The 20,733-nt window shown below is 70.8% G+C and carries 21 protein-coding genes, 1 tRNA gene and 1 pseudogene; 3 read left to right on the forward strand and 20 right to left on the reverse strand.

Annotated features, from left to right (window positions below; translation table 11 throughout):
• Positions 1-53 precede the first annotated feature (53 nt).
• The 4 genes and pseudogenes from G7071_RS01110 to G7071_RS01120 all read right to left on the reverse strand — a co-directional run bounded on the left by G7071_RS01110 (position 54) and on the right by G7071_RS01120 (position 2,540).
• Positions 54-1,274, reverse strand: a complete 1,221-nt coding sequence (locus G7071_RS01110; protein ID WP_166313894.1) for a lipid-transfer protein — start codon at positions 1,272-1,274, stop codon at positions 54-56.
• A complete protein-coding gene (locus G7071_RS01115) occupies positions 1,271-1,591 on the reverse strand; it encodes a Zn-ribbon domain-containing OB-fold protein (RefSeq protein ID WP_246210599.1) in 321 nt (106 codons plus the stop codon). Before G7071_RS01115 ends, G7071_RS01110 begins: the two co-directional genes overlap by 4 nt.
• Positions 1,592-1,594: 3 nt before the next feature.
• A pseudogene (locus G7071_RS18860) lies at positions 1,595-1,717 on the reverse strand (zinc ribbon domain-containing protein); the annotation flags it as partial.
• A 112-nt stretch (positions 1,718-1,829) separates the two neighbouring features.
• Complete coding sequence (locus G7071_RS01120) at positions 1,830-2,540, reverse strand: Ig-like domain repeat protein (protein ID WP_166313898.1); 711 nt, start codon at positions 2,538-2,540, stop codon at positions 1,830-1,832.
• Positions 2,541-2,624: 84 nt separating this feature from the next.
• On the opposite strand from G7071_RS01120, the gene G7071_RS01125 reads away from it, so the two are divergent.
• The gene (locus G7071_RS01125; RefSeq protein WP_166313900.1) at positions 2,625-2,990 is read left to right on the forward strand and encodes a YchJ family protein; all 366 of its coding nucleotides are present in this window, start codon (positions 2,625-2,627) and stop codon (positions 2,988-2,990) included.
• Between the two features lie 43 nt (positions 2,991-3,033).
• Here the strand turns inward: G7071_RS01125 and G7071_RS01130 are convergent, their stop codons facing one another.
• Both G7071_RS01130 and G7071_RS01135 read right to left on the reverse strand, forming a co-directional pair.
• Positions 3,034-3,804 (reverse strand): TSUP family transporter, encoded by a 771-nt coding sequence (locus tag G7071_RS01130; RefSeq protein WP_166313902.1) that lies wholly within the window; start codon positions 3,802-3,804, stop codon positions 3,034-3,036.
• Between the two features lie 10 nt (positions 3,805-3,814).
• A complete protein-coding gene (locus tag G7071_RS01135; protein ID WP_166313904.1) occupies positions 3,815-5,206 on the reverse strand; it encodes a cystathionine beta-synthase in 1,392 nt (463 codons plus the stop codon).
• A 41-nt stretch (positions 5,207-5,247) separates the two neighbouring features.
• Here G7071_RS01135 and G7071_RS01140 point away from each other — a divergent pair, with 41 nt between their 5' ends.
• Positions 5,248-6,309: an SGNH/GDSL hydrolase family protein gene (locus tag G7071_RS01140; protein WP_166313906.1), complete on the forward strand. Its 1,062-nt coding sequence runs from the start codon at positions 5,248-5,250 to the stop codon at positions 6,307-6,309.
• A gap of 358 nt (positions 6,310-6,667) precedes the next feature.
• On the opposite strand, the gene G7071_RS01145 is transcribed toward G7071_RS01140, so the two are convergent.
• The 12 genes from G7071_RS01145 to mfd form a co-directional block, all read right to left on the reverse strand.
• Positions 6,668-7,507, reverse strand: coding sequence for a Bax inhibitor-1/YccA family protein (locus tag G7071_RS01145; protein WP_166313908.1), 840 nt, complete (start codon positions 7,505-7,507; stop codon positions 6,668-6,670).
• A gap of 114 nt (positions 7,508-7,621) precedes the next feature.
• Positions 7,622-7,698, reverse strand: a tRNA-Leu gene (locus G7071_RS01150).
• A gap of 21 nt (positions 7,699-7,719) precedes the next feature.
• The gene (locus G7071_RS01155) at positions 7,720-8,274 is read right to left on the reverse strand and encodes a peptide deformylase (RefSeq protein ID WP_166313910.1); all 555 of its coding nucleotides are present in this window, start codon (positions 8,272-8,274) and stop codon (positions 7,720-7,722) included.
• Positions 8,271-8,789, reverse strand: a complete 519-nt coding sequence (locus G7071_RS01160) for a glycine cleavage system transcriptional repressor (protein WP_166313912.1) — start codon at positions 8,787-8,789, stop codon at positions 8,271-8,273. The genes G7071_RS01155 and G7071_RS01160 overlap by 4 nt, the downstream gene beginning before the upstream one ends.
• Positions 8,790-8,793: 4 nt before the next feature.
• Complete coding sequence (locus G7071_RS01165; protein ID WP_166320858.1) at positions 8,794-9,606, reverse strand: uracil-DNA glycosylase; 813 nt, start codon at positions 9,604-9,606, stop codon at positions 8,794-8,796.
• 12 nt (positions 9,607-9,618) lie between these two features.
• Positions 9,619-10,533 (reverse strand): Ppx/GppA phosphatase family protein, encoded by a 915-nt coding sequence (locus tag G7071_RS01170; RefSeq protein WP_206062866.1) that lies wholly within the window; start codon positions 10,531-10,533, stop codon positions 9,619-9,621.
• On the reverse strand, positions 10,524-11,000 hold the full coding sequence (locus G7071_RS01175) for a DUF501 domain-containing protein (protein ID WP_206062969.1): 477 nt from the start codon (positions 10,998-11,000) through the stop codon (positions 10,524-10,526). The genes G7071_RS01170 and G7071_RS01175 overlap by 10 nt, the downstream gene beginning before the upstream one ends.
• 44 nt (positions 11,001-11,044) lie before the next feature.
• Positions 11,045-11,452 carry an FtsB family cell division protein gene (locus G7071_RS01180; protein ID WP_246210293.1) on the reverse strand — a complete coding sequence of 136 codons (408 nt, stop codon included), beginning with the start codon at positions 11,450-11,452 and terminating at the stop codon, positions 11,045-11,047.
• A gap of 214 nt (positions 11,453-11,666) precedes the next feature.
• The gene (gene eno, locus G7071_RS01185) at positions 11,667-12,944 is read right to left on the reverse strand and encodes a phosphopyruvate hydratase (RefSeq protein ID WP_166313920.1); all 1,278 of its coding nucleotides are present in this window, start codon (positions 12,942-12,944) and stop codon (positions 11,667-11,669) included.
• Positions 12,945-13,015: 71 nt separating this feature from the next.
• The gene (locus tag G7071_RS01190; RefSeq protein WP_166313922.1) at positions 13,016-13,684 is read right to left on the reverse strand and encodes a nucleoside triphosphate pyrophosphohydrolase; all 669 of its coding nucleotides are present in this window, start codon (positions 13,682-13,684) and stop codon (positions 13,016-13,018) included.
• Positions 13,685-13,706: 22 nt separating this feature from the next.
• Complete coding sequence (locus G7071_RS01195; RefSeq protein ID WP_166313924.1) at positions 13,707-14,420, reverse strand: SurA N-terminal domain-containing protein; 714 nt, start codon at positions 14,418-14,420, stop codon at positions 13,707-13,709.
• Positions 14,421-14,437: 17 nt separating this feature from the next.
• Positions 14,438-17,944: a transcription-repair coupling factor gene (mfd, locus tag G7071_RS01200; RefSeq protein WP_166320859.1), complete on the reverse strand. Its 3,507-nt coding sequence runs from the start codon at positions 17,942-17,944 to the stop codon at positions 14,438-14,440.
• A 193-nt stretch (positions 17,945-18,137) separates the two neighbouring features.
• Between mfd and G7071_RS01205 the strand changes: the two genes are divergently transcribed.
• Positions 18,138-19,079 carry a lytic transglycosylase domain-containing protein gene (locus G7071_RS01205; RefSeq protein ID WP_246210294.1) on the forward strand — a complete coding sequence of 314 codons (942 nt, stop codon included), beginning with the start codon at positions 18,138-18,140 and terminating at the stop codon, positions 19,077-19,079.
• Between the two features lie 18 nt (positions 19,080-19,097).
• Here G7071_RS01205 and G7071_RS01210 read toward each other — a convergent pair whose 3' ends face one another.
• Positions 19,098-19,889 carry a 3'(2'),5'-bisphosphate nucleotidase CysQ gene (locus G7071_RS01210; protein ID WP_246210295.1) on the reverse strand — a complete coding sequence of 264 codons (792 nt, stop codon included), beginning with the start codon at positions 19,887-19,889 and terminating at the stop codon, positions 19,098-19,100.
• 10 nt (positions 19,890-19,899) lie between these two features.
• Positions 19,900-20,658: a helix-turn-helix transcriptional regulator gene (locus tag G7071_RS18865; protein ID WP_246210296.1), complete on the reverse strand. Its 759-nt coding sequence runs from the start codon at positions 20,656-20,658 to the stop codon at positions 19,900-19,902.
• Between the last annotated feature and the right edge of the window lie 75 nt (positions 20,659-20,733).

Here is a 20,733-nt window from a genome sequence, read left to right on the forward strand (position 1 = left end):
CATCGAAGCACGTCGGCCGGCCCAACGGGCCGCACGCGCGGGTCCATCGAGCCTCAACGCGTCAGGATCACCGAGGAGCCGTGGCCGAAGAGGCCCTGGTTGGCGGTGATTCCGACCCGGGCGCCGTCGACCTGGCGGCCGTGGGCCTGGCCGCGCAGCTGCCAGGTGAGCTCGCAGACCTGTGCGAGCGCCTGGGCCGGGACGGCCTCACCGAAGCACGCCAACCCACCACTGGGGTTGACCGGGACCCGGCCACCGATGGTGGTCTCCCCGGCACGCAGGAGCTGTTCGGCCTCGCCCTCCTTGCACAACGCGAGGTCCTCCATCCAGTCCAGCTCGAGCGCGGTGGACAGGTCATAGACCTCGGCGACGTCGACATCGTCGGGCCCGATGCCGGCCTCCTCGTAGGCCGCGTGGGCGATCGACTGCTTGAAGGTCCGGTTTCGTGACGGGCACAGAGCACTCTCCTCACCCTCCGGCGACGAGGGTGGGGGTGCATCAGTGGACAACAACGGCATGTCGATCACCGTGTTCGGGAACGTCGGGGTCACCGTCGAGATCGCCGCGACCTGCACCGCCTCGACCAGCCCGTGGCGGCGCGCGTAGTCGGGTGAGCACAACACCACCGCGGCCGCGCCATCACTGGTCGCGCAGATGTCGAGCAGGTGCAGCGGGTCGCACACCACAGCGCTGGACATCACCTCAGCGACACTGACCTGCTTGCGATACCGCGCGTTCGGGTTGGCCAGGCCATGGCGGGAGTTCTTGACCTTCACGGCCGCAAAATCCTCCGACGTGGCGCCATACAAGTCCATCCGACGCCGCGCATACAACGCGAAATAGGCCGGGTTGGTCATCCCCAGCAACCGGAACCGCAACCAGTCCGGGTCGTCCCACCGCTCCCCGGCATTCGGGGCCAGGAACCCCTTCGGGGTCGTGTCCGCCCCGACCACCAACGCCACCTCCGAGAGACCCGCCAGGATCCGCGCCCGGGCAGTGTCGAGGGCCTGGGCACCGGTCGCGCACGCGGCATACGACGTCGCGACCCGCGCACCGTTCCACCCCAACGCCTGCGCGAACGTCGCCCCCGCGACATACCCGCCATAACCGTTGCGGACCGTCTCCCCACCCACGACCAGGTCCACCTCGGACCAGCCGATCTGCGCATCAGCCAACGCCGCCCGGGCCGCGACCACCCCGTACTCCACGAAGCTCTTGCCCCACTTGCCCCACGGGTGCATCCCCACCCCCGCGACCGTGACCTTCCCCGTCATGACGTCTCCTCGTCCCCGTCGTCCACGACCGGCTTCCAACGCCAGATCGTGCGCTCACCCGACTCGTCGGCGTACAACGTCTCCACCACCAGCTCGACCACCGCCCCCACGCTCAACTCAGCGACACCGAACCCGTCCGCGACCTGACCCAGCACCACCAACCCCTCGGGAAGCTCGACCGCAGCCAACGCGAACGGCACATGCACCTCGTGAGCCGCGATGTAGGGCGGCGGCGGCTGGTACTGCGCATCGGTGTAGGACCACACCCGACCCCGCCGACCCAGCTCGACCGACTCGAACCCCACCCCCTCACACACCGGACTACGACAAAACCCCCCCACCGGCGGGAAATACACGGTGCGACACGACGTGCACGCCGACCCCAACAGCGCCGGCCGCTCACCCGTGCTGAACCAACCCTCGATCACAGGCGTGACAGTCATGGCCACAGACTAGAACAGGTTCTAGGGAAGCGGCAGCACGAGGCGTCAGACGGACAACGCCGCCCGCCCCCAGGTCGGGGACGGGCGGCGTCGACATCGCGCAGACGGAGGATCAGCGCGTGATCTTGAACGAGCCCTTCGACGCAGTGAAGTTGTCGCTGCCGAGGTAGCGCGAGACCACCTTGTAGTCGCCCCGGTTGCGGACGTTGCGGAACTTGGCCTTGGCCACGCCGGCGGTGTTGAGGGTCTCGACCGTCTTGGCGATCTTGATGCCGTTGCGACGCAGGACGAACTTCACCTTGCCGACCGGCACCTGACCGTGGTCAGAGGTCACCGTGTTCTTGGCAACGATCTTGCGCTTCATCTTGTTGTGACGTGCGGTGACCGTGGAGGTGGTCCCGTCCTTGCTCACCGTCACCGGCACGGGGGCCGACGTCGAGGAGCTGAACGCAGCGGCATCCGCGGGGGTGAACGTCGCGACCAGCGGATAGGGCGTGGTCGACGCGTCGAGCACGGGCAGGTCGAAGTCGACCTTGCCGCTGTTGGTCAGGTCGGCGAAGTAGGACTTGTCGTCGACCTTGAGCTCCACCTTGCCTGCAGGCTTGGGACCGTTGGTGACCGAGTCGACCGAGACGGTGATCCTGGTCGCCTCGCCGTGGGCGACGGTCGAGTCCTGCACGGTGACGGTCGTCGTGGTCGCGGTGGGGACGGCGGCGACGACGGCTGACTGGGCCGGCACGACGGCTGCCGCGCCCAGGCCCAGGGCTGCTGCCAGCACGAACGCTCCGGCGCCTGCGCCCTGCTTGAGTCGAGTGGTGCTCACTGTGGATCTCCTTCTACTCGGGGGACGGGTGAGACGTTACGTGTCGCGGCTAAGTTGTCCAGCACCCCCACCTAGGGTGCACCCGTGTTCGCCAACCCCTGCCCGTGCGGTTCCGGCTCGACGTACGACGCGTGCTGCGGCGTGCTCCACCGGGGTGCTGCCCACGCAGCCTCACCCGAGGAGCTGATGCGTTCGCGGTTCGCTGCCTATGCCCTGGGCGAGACCGACTACCTCTTCCGCACCTGGCACCCGCGGACCCGGCCCGACGACCTCACCTCCGACGCCGGGGTGACGTGGACCCGGCTCGAGGTGCTGGACGCCTCGCAGGACCAGGTCGAGTTCGTGGCGCACTACGACTCCCCCGCCGGCGCCGGCACACTGCACGAGCGCAGCGTCTTCGAGCGGCGCGGCGGGCGCTGGGTCTACGTCACGGGCACGGAGACCGGTTGAGCCGAGCTGCTTCGGAAGCCCCCTGGCACACGCCCGCACGGTCCTAGAAGAGCAGGCCGGCGGCGAGCCGGATCACGAGGGCTGCGACGACGACGAGGAAGAACACCCGCACGAAGCGGGCGCCCCGCGCCACAGCGACCCGGGCGCCGAGATAGCCGCCCACGATGTTGGCCGCGGCCATCGGCAGCGCCAGCTGCCACAGCACCGCCCCCTGAGGGACGAAGACGACGAGCGCGGCGAGGTTGGTGGCCCAGTTGGCCAGCTTGGCCTTCGCCGAGGCCTCGAGGAAGTTGTAGCCGAGCAGGCCCACGAGCGCCACCACGAAGAACGACCCGGTGCCCGGACCGATGGCGCCGTCATAGAACCCGATGCCGAGACCGGTGATCGCGACGATCGACATGTGCTGGCCACCGCTGAACCGCAGCCTGGTCAGCTCGCCGACGCTCGGCTTGAACCACACATAGGTCCCGACCACCACCAGCACGACCAGGATGATCGGGTCGAAGGCCGAGCGCGGCAGCAGCGAGGCCACCAGTGCACCACCGCTGGAGCCGATGAACGCCGCCAGCATCAGCGGCAGGAAGGTGCGCGGATCCGGTTTGATCCGACGCACGTATGTCGCTGCGCTGATCGACGTCCCGCAGAACGATGCGAGCTTGTTGGTGGCTGCGATCTCCACCACCGGGGCTCCGGGCAAGCCGATCAGCAGGGCCGGCAGCTGGATCAGTCCCCCGCCACCCACGACCGCGTCGACGAAGCCGGCCGCCAGCGCGGCCACGACCAGGAGCGCGATCAGGGTGGTCGAGAGATCCATCCGCGGAGGACTACTCGCGCGCGAGGAACGCGAGCAGGTCCTGACGGGTCAGGACACCGACCGGCTTGCCGTCCTCCTGGACGAGCACGGCGTCGGACGACTCGAGCATCTTCACGGCTTCGCGAGCCGGCGACGTGGAGCCGATCGTCGGCAGCGGCGCCGACATGTGCTCCTCCACCGGGTCGGTGAGCTTGGCCGTGCCGGCGAAGAGCGCGTCGAGCAGGGTGCGCTCGGAGACCGAACCGGCCACCTCGGCGGCGACGATCGGCGGCTCGGCCCGCACGACCGGCATCTGCGAGACGCCGTACTCCTGCAGGATGTGCACCGCCTCGGCGACCGTCTCGCTGGGGTGCGTGTGCACCAGGTCGGGCAGCTGCCCGGACTTGCCGCGCAGCACCTCACCGACGGTGCGCGTGTGCGAGTCGCTCTCGGTGGCGAAGCCGTAGGAGCCCAGCCACTCGTCGTTGAACACCTTGGTGAGGTAGCCACGGCCCGAGTCGGGCAGCAGCACCACGATGACGGCGTCCTCGCGACCCTCGGCGGCGAGCTCGGTGGCAAGCTGCTTGGCCGCGAACGCTGCCATCCCGGACGAGCCACCGACCAGCAGTGCCTCCTCCCGGGCCAGGCGCCGGGTGAACGCGAACGAGTCGGCGTCGGAGACCTCGATGATCCGGTCGGCGATGGACTTGTCATAGGTCTCGGGCCAGAAGTCCTCGCCCACCCCCTCGACGAGATAGGGGCGGCCGGTGCCTCCGGAATAGACCGAGCCGGCCGGGTCTGCGCCGATCACCTGGATGTCGGGGTTGCGCTCCTTGAGGTAGCGCCCGATGCCGCTGATGGTGCCGCCCGTGCCGACGCCGGCGACGAAGTGCGTGATCCTGCCGTCGGTCTGCTCCCAGATCTCCGGCCCCGTGGTCTCGTAGTGGGAGCGCGGGTTGTGGGGGTTGGAGTACTGATCCGGCTTCCACGCTCCCGGCTGGGAGGCCAGCCGGTCGCTCACGTTGTAGTAGGAGTCGGGGTGCTCGGGAGCGACGGCCGTCGGGCAGACGACCACCTCAGCGCCATACGCCTTGAGGACGTTGCGCTTGTCCTCGCTGACCTTGTCGGGGCACACGAAGACGCACTTGTAGCCCCTGGCCTGCGCGACCATCGCCAGCCCGACGCCGGTGTTGCCCGAGGTCGGCTCGACGATCGTGCCGCCGGGCTGCAGCTCGCCGGACGCCTCGGCGGCGTCGATCATGCGCGTCGCGATGCGGTCCTTCACCGAGCCGCCGGGGTTGAGGTATTCGATCTTGGCGAGCACGAGCGGACCAGCAGCAGCCCCGAGATCGTCGAGGGAGGTGGACAGCCTCAGCAGCGGGGTGTTGCCGATGAGGTCGAGGAGCGAGTTCACATACTTCACACCGGCCAATGTAGTCACGTACTGGCCCGTAGCATGAAGTCGTGGGCACAGCCGGAGCAGCACGCAAGCTCGCCTCCGCCGCCGTGTATGGCGGCGGCGGCCTCTCAGTGCTGGGCGCAGGCCTCTATGGCGTGCTCGTGGCCGAGGCCAAGCTGGCCCGCCGGGCCATCGGCGTCATCGCCGACGCTGCACCCCCCGACGCGACCGGCTGGTATGGCCGCGGACGACCCGGCCCGGCCCTCAAGCTCGCGCTGCTCGGTGACTCCAGCGCGGCCGGCTATGGCGTCGACAAGGTCGAGGACACCCCGGGTGCCCACCTCGCCTCCGGAATCGCGGCCCGCGCCGACCGCCGCGTCCACCTCCGGGAGTTCGCCGTGGTCGGCGCCCAGTCGCGCGACCTCGCCGACCAGATCGACAAGGCCCTGCCCACCGACCCGGACGTGGCCATCATCCTGATCGGTGGCAACGACGTCACCCACACCGTCACCCCGGCCCAGTCGGTGCAGCACCTCGCCGAGGCCGTTCGTCGGCTGCGCGACGCAGACGTGGAGGTCGTCGTCGGCACCTGCCCCGACCTGGGCACCATCAAGCCGATCGCTCCGCCGCTCAAGCAGGTCGCCCGCACCTGGTCACGTCGGCTCGCAGCGGCCCAGACCATCGCGGTCGTCGAGGCAGGCGGGCGCACCGTGTCGCTGGGCGACGTTCTGGGCCCGGAGTTCGACGCCGCCCCGGCGCTGCTGTTCGGACCCGACCGGTTCCACCCCTCCGCCGACGGCTACCGGTCGCTCGCGGCCGTGCTCGTCCCCTCCGCGCTGGCCGCCCTCGGCGTCGCACCGGAGGCCGAGGTCTCGCTCGAGGCCATGCGCGGCGAGGGGATCCTGCCCGTCGCCGCCGCAGCGGCCGAGGCTGCCCGTACCCCCGGCACCGAGCTCGACGGCACCGAGGTCTCCGGTGCGCAGCGCGGCCTCCGCGGCCGGTGGGTGGAGCTGCGCCACCGTCGCCGCCAGCCTGCCTCCGACGTCGAGTCGCCCGAGTCCGTGGAGTCGGACGACCCCGCCGGCTCGGACGACACCGAGGTCGACCCCGCCAGTCCCGTCGCGTAGGTCAGCCCAGCCCCCCGCCGGCGGCCCTTGACCACCCGCCGGCGGCCCTTGGCCACCCGCGGCGGCCCTTGACCACCCGCGGGTGGTGTGGTCCTGGTGCTGCTCCCACCCGCGGACAACACCGCACCAGGGACCACCAGACCCCACCACCCGCCTGTGACGGGGGCGTATGGCGAGCAGTCGAGAGCCCGCCGGCAGGTGGCGCGCAGGCGAGGTCGACCCTGAGGCGGACGCAGGACCTGGCTGCGCCGTACGCAGGCGCCGTACGCAGCGCCGTACGCAGCGCCGTGCCGGGCGCGCCCCGAAGACGACGAAGGCCCCGGGAGATCCCGGGGCCAACGCGTGTGGAACGAGGAGATCAGTCCTGCTGGAAGATCGCCAGGATCCGGAGCAGGTTGGTGTAGATCCAGACCAGGCTGACGGTCAGCGCGAACGCCGCGCGCCACGACTCCCGCTCGGGGAGGCCGGCGGCCACGCCCTTCTCGACGAAGTCGAAGTCGAGGATCAGCATGAACACACCGAGCACCAGGCCGCCGACAGCGAAGAGCAGGCCGATGCCGCCGAAGCCGAAGAAGCCGATCTGGTTGCCGAAGGCGCCGAGCACCATCTCCATCAGGCCGAGGGCCACCATGCCGAACATGGCCGCCATCACGAAGGTGCGGAACTTGTTGCCGACCTGGATGTCGAAGAACTTGTAGACAGCCAGCGTGCCGGCGAAGGCGGCGAACGTGCCGATGACCGCCTGCAGCACGATGTCGGTGCTCACCCCGGCGAAGGCAGGGATGACCTTGGACAACGCGCCGAGCGCGACGCCCTCGAGGACCGCGAAGGCGATCACCAGGGCCGGGCTGATGACCCGCTTGAAGGAGTTGACCATCGACAGGGCGAAGGCACCGAACGAGCCCACCATCAGCGCGAGGTAGAGCTTGCCGATGGCGTCCTGGTTGGCGGCACCGGACTCGGTGATCGAGTCACCGGTCCAGTACCAGGTCAGCGCAGCGGCCACGACCACGACGAACAGCGTCATGGCGGTCTTCTGCACGACCGAGTCGACGGTCATCCGGTCCTGGTCGACCTGCTGGGTCGGGGTGCCGGTCCCCCACTGGGAGGGGTCGCCGTACGTCGGCGCCTGACCGTAGCCGGCGGCCCGACCGTTGAACTGCTCGGATCGGGCGAAAATTGGGTTGTTGCTCTTCATGGTCTCTCCTTGGAGGCCTTGCGACGGCCGTGTGTGATCCGTTGCGTCGTGTGCTGCCAGTCTACGCAGCAGCTCATGAGTTCAAACGCCTCAGCGGGGTCGGGTGTTCCCCGATGGTGCCCCCGCTGGGACTCGAACCCAGACTGAGTCGCTTTTAAGGCGATTTCCTCTGCCGATTGGGATACGGGGGCGTGCTGCTCGCAAGGGCGCTGCTAGAGGTAGGTCTTGCGGGCGTGGATGGCGTGGGCGCCGGCGGCGCGGTCGAGAAACAGCAGCCCGTCGCAGTGGTCGATCTCGTGCTGCAGTGCCCTCGCCTCGAAGGCGTTGGTCTCGAACGTGACCCGCTCGCCGGTCCCCGGCAGTTCCCCCGTCACCACGAGCCGGGTCGCCCGCTTCACGTCGCCGGTGAAGTCGGGGACGCTCATGCACCCCTCGCGGGCCTTCTCGTTGCGCGACGCCTCGACGACCTCGGCGTTGCAGAGCACGAAGGTCCCGTGGTGGTCACGCGTCTTGGGGTGCGCGGAGACGTCGACGCAGAACACCTTGACGCCGGCGCCCACCTGCGGGGCTGCCAGTCCCACGCAGCCGGGCGAGACCCGCATCGTCGCGACCAGGTCGGCGGCGAGCTGGACCGTCTCTGGAGCAGTCGGGTCGACGCGCGCACCGTCGTGGGAGAGGACGCCGGCGGGCGCGCGCACGACGTCGAGGACGACCCCGGCCACGCCCAGCTCGTCCTCGCTCCAGGCGCGCAGGCGTTCGTCGATCACAGGTCGTCGGCCTCGGCCTCGCGCAGGGTGGCGCCGACCCCGAGGCGGTCGGCAGCAGCGTCCAGGGCGGCACGCAGCGCGTCCGGGTCGGCGTCGGCGGGCAGGTCGACCTCGGCGACGAGGAGGTAGAGCTCCCCACCGAGTCGCGTGGTGAGGTCGGTGATGTTGCCACCGACGCGGGCCACCTCGGAGGCGAACGCGGACACGATGCCCGGCCGGTCTCCCCCGTGCACCGTCAGCACCCAGGTCGACCCGGTCGCCACCGGGGCCGGCTCGGCCGGCACCTCCCGGACGGTCACGGTGAGCGTCCCGTCGTCGGCGAGCGGCGAGAGCGCGGACGAGATGTCCGCGTCGGTGGCGTCGCCGGCGCAGATCAACGTCATCGCGAAGTGGCCGCGCAGCAGGGTCATCGAGGAGTCCTCGAGGTTGAGCCCGAGGTCGGCGAGGCGGTCGGTCGTCTCGGCGATGATGCCGGGCCGGTCGTGCCCGAGGACGGTGATGGCGTGGAGGGTCACCGGCTCATTGTGTCAGCGCGCGGGCCCGCTCGAACACCTCATCCAGCATGGTGGGGGTCAGCCGCCCGGTGAAGGTGTTGTGCTGCGAGGGGTGGTAGCACCCCAGCAGGGTGGCGTCACCCAGGGCCGCCTCGGCGCCGTGGCCGAAGCGCGGCCTGGGCTTCGGTATGCCGACGCCGGCCGCTGCGAACGACCGCAGGGCGCCGTCCCAGCCATAGGCCCCCAGGGCGACCACGACCCGCACGCTCGGCATCAGCAGCTTGATCTCGGCGGCGATCCACGGCGCGCAGGTGTCCCGTTCCTCCGGAGTCGGCTTGTTGGCCGGCGGCGCACACCTCACCGTCGCGACCATCCGGGCGCCCAGCAGCCGTTGGCCGTCGCCCGCGTGCTCGCTGCTGGCCTGGGCAGCCCATCCGGTCCGGTGGAGCGAGGCGAAGAGCCAGTCGCCGCTGGAGTCACCGGTGAACACCCGCCCGGTCCGGTTGCCGCCGTTGGCGGCGGGGGCCAGGCCGACGATCAGCAGCTCGGGCTCCGGGTCACCCCACCCCGCGATCGGCCGGCCCCAGTAGGGCTGGTCGGAGAACGAGGCGCGCTTGGTCACCGCGACCTCCTCGCGCCACGTCACGAGTCGAGGGCACGCGGAGCAGACGCTCACCCGGGCGTCGACCTCGGCGAGCGTGTCGACGCGCGCCAGTCGGCGTACGCCCGCGGGGGTGCGGGCCACCCGCGTGTCGGGCGCTGCCGGGTCGTCGGGCCAGCCGGTGCCCGGCGGGACGGGGCTCTCGAACGGCTGACCGGTGAGCGGGTGGGGCAGCATCACGGCGCGCGCTCAAGCCTGGATGGCCCGGGCCATCCCGTGCAGGATGTCCGCCTCGGAGACGACGTAGGTCTCGGCACCCGACCGGACCAGGATGCGAGCCCAGATCAGGGCACCGGCGGCGATCACGTCGGCGCGGCCGGGGTGCATGTAGGGCAGGGCACGACGTTGTTCGACCGTCATCGCGACGAGGTCGTCGCAGAACTCCAGCGTGCGGTCGGTGCGCAGGGTCACCCCGTCGAACGCCTCGCGGTCATAGCCGGGCAGCTCCAGCACCCCGCAGGCGATCGTCTTGATGGTGCCCGACGTGCCGACGACCGTGCGGGCGGCAGCCACGTCGACGCCCGACTCGGCGAGGTGCTTGTCGACGTCCGCGACGCAGGCGGCCACCTGCTCGTGGCCGGGCGGATCGTCAGGCAGGTGGCGCTCGGTCAGCCGCACCGACCCGATGTCCATGGAGGTCGACTGGCTCGGCTGCTGCTCACCCAGGACCAGCTCGGTCGAGCCACCGCCGATGTCGACGACCAGCGCCGGGGTGCTGATCGTGACCGGGGCCGCTCCCAGCGCGCCGGCGAAGACCAGGGCCGCCTCCTCGTCGCCCGAGAGGACCTCGGGGCGTACGCCGAGTCGCTGCTCGACGCCCGTGGTGAACACGGCCGCGTTGCGGGCGTCGCGCGTGGCGGAGGTCGCACAGAAGCGGATGCGGTCAGCGGGGACCCCGAAGCCCTCGATGGTCCGGGCGAACTCCTCGACCGCGGCGAAGGTCCGCTCCAGCGCCTCGGTCGCGAGCTCGCCGGTGCGGTCGACGCCTTGTCCGAGACGGACGACGCGTGAGTCGCGCACGGCGACCAAGAACCCGTCGTCGGTGCGCTCGCCTATCAGCAGCTTGATCGAGTTGGTGCCGCAGTCGATCGCGGCTACACGCACGGACCCGACTCCCACCACTCGCCGAGCAGGTCGAGCACCTCGTCGCCGAACGGGTTGACCCCGCGACCCTGGGCCAGCGACTGACCTGCCAGGACGTGCAGGCACTTGACCCGTTCAGGCATGCCGCCGGCCGAGATGCCCTCGATCTCGGGGACCTCACCGAGCTCGGCACGGGCCTCGAGATAGCGCTCGTGGGCCCGACGGTAGGCAGCGGCCAGGTCAGGGTCGTCGGCGAGCCGCTCCTCCATCTCCTTCATCACGTGCGAGCCCTCCAGCCGACCGATCCGCGAGGCTGCGCGCGGACAGGTGAGATAGAAGGTCGTGGGGAACGGGGTGCCGTTGGGCAGCCGCGGCTCGGTCGTCACGACGTCGGGGTTGCCGCAGGGGCACCGGTGGCCGATGTCGTGGATGCCGCGTGGTTCCCGTCCGAGCTGGGCGGCGATCGCGGTCACGTCGGCGGCGCGGATCCGTGGCGGGGCGTCGGCAGGCTGGTCATCGGTGGGCTGGTCGTTCACTGCTTCTTGACACCATCGATCTCGAGGGCCGGGCCCTCGCTGGGGGCGGGTGGGTTGCCGGCGAGCTCGACCGACGCCCAGGCCTGCGACCACCAGGCCGTGGGCACGCTCGCCCGGTCGTCGGGGTCGCTGAGCGAGACCCGGGTCTCCAGCGGGTCGCCGTTCTCGTCGAGCACGAGGAACCCGGTCTCCCCGGGCATCAGGTAGCCGAAGCGCGCGCGGGCCTGCGCACGGACGAACGCGGGGTCCTGCCAGCGCCGCTTCTCGCGTTCGAGCGCGTTGATGCTGGCCTCCCGCTCGGCGATCGCGGTCTTGAGGTCGTCGATGTGGGAACGCTGCTGGAGGTAGGCGCGCAGCGAGGAGGCGTAGGAGACGGTCAGCACGGCCAGCACCAGCACCAGCACGGCAGCCCGTCCGGTCAGGCGCGGTCGACGAGGCCCACCGGACCCGGCACCGGTGGGCTGCGAGCTCGCAACCGCCGGGCGTGATCCGGCCGACCGAGCGCGCGACGCTCCTCGTTCTACGCCGCTGCGGGTGCCCGGCCGCGTGCTGCCGCCGGGACCACCCCGCGGAGTGCGACGTTGGGAAGGGGGCGCCATGTGGAGCAGTCTGCCCCGCTCAGCCGCCGAATCGCGGGAAGGCAGCCGCCCCGGCGTAGCGAGCCGCGTCACCGAGCGCGTCCTCGATCCGGAGCAGCTGGTTGTACTTCGCGACGCGGTCGGAACGGGCCGGGGCGCCGGTCTTGATCTGACCGCAGTTGGTGGCCACGGCCAGGTCGGCGATGGTGGTGTCCTCGGTCTCGCCCGAACGGTGGCTCATCATGTTGCGGAAGCCGGCCCGGTGGGCCAGCTCGACCGCGTCGAGGGTCTCGGTCAGCGAGCCGATCTGGTTGACCTTGACGAGCATCGCGTTGCCCTGCCCGCCGCTGATGCCGCGCTGGAGCCGCTCGACGTTGGTGACGAACAGGTCGTCGCCGACGAGCTGGGTCTTGTCGCCGAGGGCGGTGGTGATGGCCTTCCAGCCGTCCCAGTCCTCCTCGTCGAGCGGGTCCTCGATCGAGACGATCGGGTAGGACGCGACGAGGTCGGCGTAGTAGTCGATCATCTTCTCGCTCGACTGCTTCTTGCCCTCGAAGGTGTACTTGCCCTTCTCGTGGAACTCGCTGGCCGCGACGTCCATGGCCAGGGCGATGTCCTTGCCCAGCTTGAAGCCGGCGCTCTTGACGGCCTCGGCGATCAGGTCGAGCGCCGCTCGGTTGCTGTCCAGGTCGGGGGCGAAACCGCCCTCGTCGCCGAGCCCGGTCGAGAGGCCCTTCTTCTTCAGCACGGACTTGAGGGCGTGGTAGACCTCGGCACCCTGCTGGAGCGCCTCGGCGAACGTGGCCGCACCGATCGGCGCGATCATGAACTCCTGGACGTCGACGTTGGAGTCGGCGTGGGCGCCACCGTTGACGATGTTCATCATCGGCACCGGCAGGAGGTGGGCGTTGGAGCCGCCGACATAGCGGAACAGCGGCAGGCCGGCCGACTCCGCCGCGGCCTTGGCGGTGGCGAGCGAGGCGCCGAGGATGGCGTTGGCACCGAGCTTGGCCTTGTTGGGCGTGGCGTCGAGGTCGAGCATCGTCTGGTCGACCAGCCGCTGGTCGTCGGCGTCGAGGCCGACGATCGCGCCGGCGATGTTCTCGCTCACGGCCTTGACGGCGTTCTGGACGCCCTTGCCGAGGTAGCGCTTGCCACCGTCGCGCAGCTCCACGGCCTCGAAGGCACCGGTCGAGGCACCACTGGGGACAGCAGCGCGGCCGAACGCGCCGTCATCGAGGACGACCTCGACCTCGACGGTGGGGTTGCCGCGCGAGTCGAGGATCTCGCGGGCGCCGACAGCTGCGATTGATGCCACGGGTGCTCCTGTGAGGGTGGAAGACAGTGGGCTTCACCCTAGACGCAGCGGTTGGCCGCGGCGTACGGCCCTCAGCGAGCGGGACGCCCGCCCTCGTCGTCCGGCAGGTCGGAGCCGTCGTGCGCAGCCACGACACGACGTATGGCGTCGCGCAGCGCCTGCTCCGGGTCGATCCCGTCGGCTCGCGCCTCGCGCACGAGGTCGAGCAGGCGATCACCGATCCCCGCGGAGGGCGCCGGCGCCGCTGTCGGGTCCGGCTCTGCGTCGACGCGCTGCAGCCGGTCGAGCACCTTGTCGGCATGCAGCAGGGCGGGCAGGCCCGGAGGCAGGCCGTCGGTGATCGAAGTCCGCGTCTTCTCGGCCGCCTTCAGCTGTTGCCACTGGTCGTTGACCTCGGTCGCGCTCAGGGCGCTGTCGGCCGGTCCAAAGACGTGCGGGTTGCGGCGGCGCATCTTCTCGGTCAGGCCGCGCGCGACGTCGTCGATGGTGAACTGCCCTGCCTCGCTGGCGATCTCGGCGTGGAAGTAGACCTGCAGCAGGACGTCGCCGAGCTCCTCGCACAGGTGTCCGGGTTCGCCCGCCTCGCCCGCCTCGATCGCCTCGATCGCCTCGTGCGTCTCCTCGAGCAGGTGGCGTGCGAGGGAGCGGTGGGTCTGCTCGGCCTTCCACGGGCACCGCTGGCGCAGCTGGTGCATCACCTCGATGAACTCGACCAGCGGGGAGCCGTCGGCGTGGTTCATCGGCGCGCGGGCATCGGCAGGCTCAGCCGCAGGTCTGGTTGCTCGGCAACGAGCCGACGTAGGCCGGGTCGGGCTCGGGGACTGCACCTGGGTCGGCCGGATCGGGGTCTACGGGCAGACCCGCCCTGGCCTTGTCGCTGACGGCGAAGGAGAGGCTCGTGTCGACCTCGGTGAGGACGCCGTCGACGAGCTCGATGCCGTACTTCGGGTCGACGTCGATGCCGTTGGCATCGGGCCAGGAGGTGAACGCGTCGCGCGCCGCCTGCTGGACCTGCTCCTCGGTCGGCTCGGTGAAGCCCTCCTCGGCCAGCTCGATCCGTCCGACCTGGCTGGCGATGTCGGAGGCGAGGGCGTCGGTGCTCAGGACGGTGACGTAGTCGTCGCGGACCTCTTCGGGGAAGTCGGTCGCGGTGCGCGCGTGCTCGGCCACGGCCTGCCGATAGGCCGCGGAGGGCTCGACGCCGTACTCCTCGGCCAGCTGGTCGGCCTGTGAGCGAAGGACCAGGAACTGCAGGACGCCCTGCCGGATGACACCCAGCTGGACCAGCCGCCCTTCTTCCTTGAACCGCTCACCCAGCGCGGTGCAGAGGTGACGTGTCGTCTCGTCGACCTCTCCCGCGGTGATCGTCTCGTCCCCGACGCGTGCGGCCACACCCGGCGAGGCGCTGCCTGCGCAGCCGGTGGTCGTCAGGACGCCGGCGAGGACAACCGGGACGAGCAGGCGGAACTTGTGCACGATTCTTCGCTCCAGGGTCAGGACGTGGTTGCAGGCGGATCGATGATGTCGTCGATCACGTGCCGCGCCCATTCAAGCAGGGCGATCCCGTCGATGGGCTTGCCCCCGATGACGGCAGTCTGCGGACGCGGCACCAGGATCGTACTGACCGGGGCCTTGACGATGCTCCTGGGATAGACACGGTTCAGGCGCACCACCCGCGAGTCGGGCAGGTCGACGGGAGCGAACCGGACGTGCTTGCCCGCGATCGTGATCTCGCCGATGCCGGCCTGTCGGGCGCGTGCCCGGAACCGGGCCACGATCAGCAGCGACTCCACCTCGATCGGGGGCTCGCCGTAGCGGTCCACGAGCTCTTCGCGGAGCTGGTCGACGTCCTCGTCGGCGCGGACCTCGGAGAGTCGCTTGTACATCTCCAGCCGCAGTCGCTCCGAGGGGATGTAGGTGTGGGGCAGGTGCGCGTCGACGGGCAGCTCGATGCGCACCTCCTTGGCCTCTGCCTCGGCCTCCCCCTTGAAGTCGGCGACCGCCTCCCCGACGAGCCGGACATAGAGGTCGAAGCCGACGTCGGCGATGTGGCCCGACTGCTCCCCGCCGAGGAGGTTGCCGGCGCCGCGGATCTCCAGGTCCTTCATCGCGATCGCCATGCCGCCGCCGAGGTCGGAGTGCTGCGCCAACGTCGCCAGCCGCTCGTGGGCGGTCTCGGTCAGCGGCTTCTCGGCCGGATAGAGGAAGTAGGCGTAGGCACGCTCGCGCGAGCGACCGACGCGGCCACGGAGCTGGTGCAGCTGGGAGAGACCGAGGGTGTCGGCGCGCTCGATGATCATCGTGTTGGCGTTGGAGACGTCGAGGCCGGACTCGACGATGGTGGTGCAGACGAGCACGTCGAAGCGCTTCTCCCAGAAGTCGAGCATCACCTGCTCGAGCTGGTGCTCGCCCATCTGGCCGTGCGCCGTCGCGACCCGCGCCTCCGGCACGAGCTCGCGGATGTGCGCGGCCGCCTTCTCGATGGAGTTCACCCGGTTGTGGATGAAGAAGACCTGTCCCTCACGGAGCAGCTCACGGCGTACGGCGGCGACCACCTGCCGGTCCTCGTAGGCACCGACATAGGTCAGCACCGGGTGCCGCTCCTCGGGCGGCGTGGTGATCGTGGACATCTCCCGGATGCCGGTGACCGCCATCTCGAGCGTGCGCGGGATCGGGGTCGCGCTCATCGCCAGCACGTCGACGCTGGTGCGCAGCCGCTTCATCTGCTCCTTGTGCTCGACACCGAAGCGCTGCTCCTCGTCGACGATGATCAGGCCGAGGTCCTTGATCCGGGTGTCGGGGTTGAGCAGCCGGTGGGTCCCCACCACGATGTCGACGGTGCCGTCGGCGAGACCGGCCATGACCTCCTTGGCCTCCTTGTCGGTCTGGAACCTCGACAATCCCTTGAGCACGACCGGGAAGCCGCTCATCCGCTCGGTGAACGTCGACAGGTGCTGCGTCACGAGCAGCGTCGTCGGGACGAGCACGGCGACCTGCTTGCCGTCCTGGACCGCCTTGAAGGCGGCACGGACGGCGATCTCGGTCTTGCCATAGCCCACGTCGCCGCAGATCAGCCGGTCCATCGGCACCGTCCGGCGCATGTCGGCCTTGACCTCGTCGACGGTGGTCAGCTGGTCGGGCGTCTCGTGGAAGGGGAACGCGTCCTCGAGCTCGCGCTGCCAGGGGGTGTCGGGGCCGAACGCGTGCCCCTGGGTGGCCTGCCGCGCTGCATAGAGCTTGATCAGCTCGGCGGCGATCTCGCGCACTGCCTTGCGGGCGCGGTTCTTGCGCTTGGTCCAGTCGCCGCCGCCGAGCCGGTCGAGGCTGGGCTGCTCGCCACCGACGTAGCGGGTGACCTGGTCGAGCGTGTCGGCCGGCACGAACAGCTTGTCAGCGGGTGCGCCCCGCTTGGAGGAGCCGTATTCCAGGACGAGGTATTCGCGGGTGGCGCCCTGCATCACCCGCTGCTGCATCTCGACGAAGCGCCCCACCCCGTGCTGCTCGTGCACGACGTAGTCGCCGGCCTTGAGCTCGAGCGGGTCGATCTGCTTCTTGCGGCGCGCGGGCATCTTGCGCATGTCGCGCGTGGAGGCCTTCTGGCCCGAGAGGTCCTCACCGGTCAGGACCGCGGTGCGCGTCGTCGGGTCGTTGAACCCGGTGACCAGGCAGCCCGTCGTCACCGTCACCACGCTGCGATCGGCGGCTGCCTCGACGTCGGAGAGGGTGGCCGCGACGTCGTGCTCGGCCAGCACCTCGACCATCCGCTGGGCAGGGCCGTGCCCCTGGTGCACCACCGTGACCCGATAGCCGTCGGCGAGCAGGGCACGGATGTCGGCCACGGCCCGCTCGATGTCGCCTCGATAGGCCTCGGACGGCTGGATCCCCAGCGCCCGGGACGGTACGGCGCCGACGAGCACGTCGACGTCGGACTCGGGCCCCGTCGACAGCGCGGGCTCGGGACTCTCGATGCCGAAGGGGCTGACGGTCCACCACCCGAGGTTGCGGCCGATGGCCACCCCGCGCACGTCGGCCACCTCGCGGTAGGAGGCGGCACCCAGGTCGATGGGCGACTGGCCGCCGCTCGCGGCCGCGGCCCAGCTGGCGCCGAGGAACTCCTCGCTGGTCGCCACCAGGTCGTGCGCGCGCGTGCGGACCCGCTCCGGGTCGAGCACCAGGACGGTGGTGCTGTCGGGGAAGAGATCGACCAGCAGCTCCAGCTCGTCCACCAGCACGGGTGCGAGGGACTCCATGCCCTCGACGGCGATGCCGGCGGCGATCTTGTCGGTGAGCTCGACGAGCTGCGGGTGGGCCTGCCCGAGCTCGGCGGCGCGTCGGCGTACGTCATCGGTCAGGAGCAGCTCACGACACGGCGGCGCCCACAACCTCTCCAGGCTCTCGAGGGTCCGCTGGTCGGCGACGGAGAAGGAGCGGATCTCCTCGATCTCGTCACCCCAGAACTCCACTCGGACCGGGTGCTCCTCGGTGGGCGGGAAGACGTCGACCAGCCCGCCGCGCACGGCGAACTCCCCGCGCTTCTCGACCATGTCGACCCGGGAGTAGGCGGCGTCGGCCAGCCCTCGCACGACCTCGTCCATCGGGATCGACGAGCCGGGAGTCAGCTCGACCGGCGCCAGGTCTGCCAGCCCCGCGACCTGCGGCTGGAGGAGCGAGCGCACCGGCGCGACGACGACGCGAAGCGGGCCGTTGCTCGCGTCGGTGCCGGGGTGCTTGAGCCGACGCAGCACCGCCAGTCGACGACCGACGGTGTCGCTGCGAGGGCTCAGCCGTTCGTGCGGCAGGGTCTCCCACGACGGGAAGTGGGCGACCAACGAGGGGTCGATGAGGTCACCGAGCTCGACGACCAGGTCCTCGGCCTCGCGCGCGGTCGCGGTCACGGCGAGCACGGTGCGTCCGACGTCGAAGAGCCCCTTGACGACCAGCGGCCGCACTGCCAGCGGTCCCGTCAGGTCCAGGGTGCGGACCTGCGCGGCCTGCGACATCGCCTCGGCCAGGACCGGTCCGGCCAGCACTGCATCGGCCGCGGCCGCCAGTGGCGTCGCCGTCGGGGGGTGTGGCACGGCGACCTCCATCGCTCCAGAACGCGGCTAGACCCCCAACCGGCAGCGGAGGGGGGTTCGGGTGTGAGTCTACGGGGCGACGGAGCGCCGCCCTCCGCGGTCGTAGGGTGAGGCGGTGAAGCGAACCGCTCTGGTCGTCCTGCTCCTGCTGGTCGGTGCCCCGGCCTGCGCGGAGGACGACCCGTCAGCCGGCGGACCCGGCTCGAGCAGCGCGCCATCCAGTCGTACGTCGCCGCCCTCCCCCACCACCGGGGAGCCACTCCTGCGCCCCAGCCGTCCGAGCGGACCGGCGGATGCCGCCCGCAAACTCGAGGCCGCCATGTCGGTCATCACCGACCCGGACTCCACCGCCGCGCAGGTCGAGCTCGCAGGACACCAGGAGCAGCTTGCGATCCGGGAGACCAGCCTGCACGACCGGTGGCTGCCTCGAGTCCTGCGCCGGCTGCCCGCGAGGTGGCGTCGCGACGTCCGCGACAACGTGGCTTCGCGTCGCGAGTTCCGCTCGATGCACCCCACCAGCCCCGCCGGCCTGTCGGACGAGCTCCCCGCCTGGCGGATCGTCGCCCCGCCGAGTCCGCGCACCCTGCGCAGCCACTACCGCGAGGCAGAGCGTCGATATGACGTCGACTGGGAGTTCCTGGCGGCCATCCACCTCGTGGAGACGGCCTACGGCCGCATCCGGGGCACCTCCGTCGCCGGCGCCCAGGGTCCGATGCAGTTCATCCCCACGACCTGGGACATCTATGGCAACGGCGGCGACATCAACGACCCGCACGATGCGATCCTCGCCGCCGGTCGCCTGCTGCGGGCCAACGGCTTCAGCCGCAACAAGGCGGCCGCGCTCTACCGCTACAACAACTCATCGGCATACGTCCGCGGCGTGACGCTGCACGCGCAGGTGATGCAGCGGCGTCCCGAGGCCTTCCTGGGCTACCACGGCTGGCAGGTCTACTACCTCACGCAGCGCGGGAGCGTGCTGCTCGAGGAGGGCTATGCCTCGAAGCGGCCGATCCCGGTCGACCGCTATCTCGAGCGGCATCCGGAGGCACTGCCCTAGAGGAAGCCCGGCGGCCGCTCAGTCGGTGCCGTGGCGCTTGACGAAGTCGATGATCTGGTCGGCGAGCTCGGGGCGGCACACGATCAGGTCGGGCAGCGAGGTGTCGTCCTCGTTGTAGACCAGCGGTGAGCCGTCGACGCGCGAGCAGTGCAGGCCGGCCGCGCGAGCCACTGCCACGGGCGCGGCGTTGTCCCACTGGTATTGCCCGCCGGCGTGGACATAGGCGTCGGCGACGTCGCGCACGACGCTCATCACCTTGACGCCGGCGCTGCCCATCGGCACGAGCTCCGCGTCGATCTCGGCGGCCAGCGCCTGGACGAACGCCGGCGGCCGGGTGCGGCTCACGGCGATCCGCGGGCGCTCGGACGTGCGGGGGGGTATGGCGCTGGGCGCACCGGTGTTGAAGGTCTCCCCCAGCGCGGGCTGGGCCACCGCGCCCGCGGTCAGCTCGCCGCCGTCTGCGGTGGCCTCCCAGAGGGCGACATGCACCGCCCAGTCGTCGCGCGGCGGCTCGGAGAACTCGCGGGTGCCGTCGAGGGGGTCGATGATCCAGACCCGTGAGGCGTCGAGGCGGGCCTTGTCGTCGGTGGCCTCCTCGCTGAGGACGGCGTCGTCGGGGCGGTGCTCGGCGAGCAGCCGCGCCAACAGCTCCTGGGCCGCGGCGTCGCCCGCGTCCTTGAGCTCCTTGCCCTCGAGGCCGCTCTCGGCGCGGACCTGCAGCAGGACCTCACCTGCCTGGTCGGCGGCCCAGGCCGCGAAGGCGTGGTCGTCGGAGAGGTCGTCCGGGGAAGGGCTGGTCGCTTCGGTCACGATCGCCAGCCTAGTGGCGCACCAGCTCGCTCTCGTCGTGCTGTCGCCCCTCGGTGCTTGCACCCGGTCGGCCCGCGACCCCCAGGAGCAGGCTGCCCAACCGATGTGCCGCTGCCACGGCGGTGAGCACGGAGCCCGCATCGAGCTTGCGCCGCAGCGACTTGATGTGGCCGCGCACGGTGGTCTCGGCGATGCCCAGGGCGGCCGCGATGTCCTTGACCGACGAGCCCGCGGACAGCCGAGCAAGGATGTCGCGCTCCCGCGGCGACAGGGTCCCGAGCCGCCTGCGCAGGTCGTCGTTCTCGTCCTGCCAGCGGAACCACTCGCGCACCAGCCTCGACCGTCGGGTCTCGACGAGCACAGGCAGACCCTCACCGGTGCGGACCAGCGCCGCCTCGACTTCGTCGAGGGACGAGCCGGCCGGCATCATCCCGGCGGCACCCCCCGCCAGGAGGGCACCCCAGGCGGGGCCCTCGTCGCGGCTGGTCAGCACCAGGAAGCGTGCCTGCGAGTGCGAGATGAGGTCCTGGGCGGCCATGACCTCTCCGAGGTCGTTGAGGTCGTGGAGCATGAGGACGGTGTCGCGGTCGGTGAGCGTCTGCCGTGCCCGACGCACCCCCTCCACCCAGTCGGCCGGTTCGGCAGCGACGCCACGTCCCCGGAGGGCAGCAGACACCGCCTGCGCGTTCAACAGCAGGGGTGAGACGACCAGCACCGCAGTCCCGGGGACGATTGCTCCCGAGACGTGCGCTGCCCACAACTTACGCATGGAACTCTCCCACCAGAGGCTCCCTCACCTCTCCCGGAAGCGTGCACGCACCGGCCTGCAGCCCCCCACAACGGT

Origin of the sequence: Nocardioides piscis, from assembly GCF_011300215.1 — a bacterium.
Classification (GTDB): domain Bacteria; phylum Actinomycetota; class Actinomycetes; order Propionibacteriales; family Nocardioidaceae; genus Nocardioides; species Nocardioides piscis.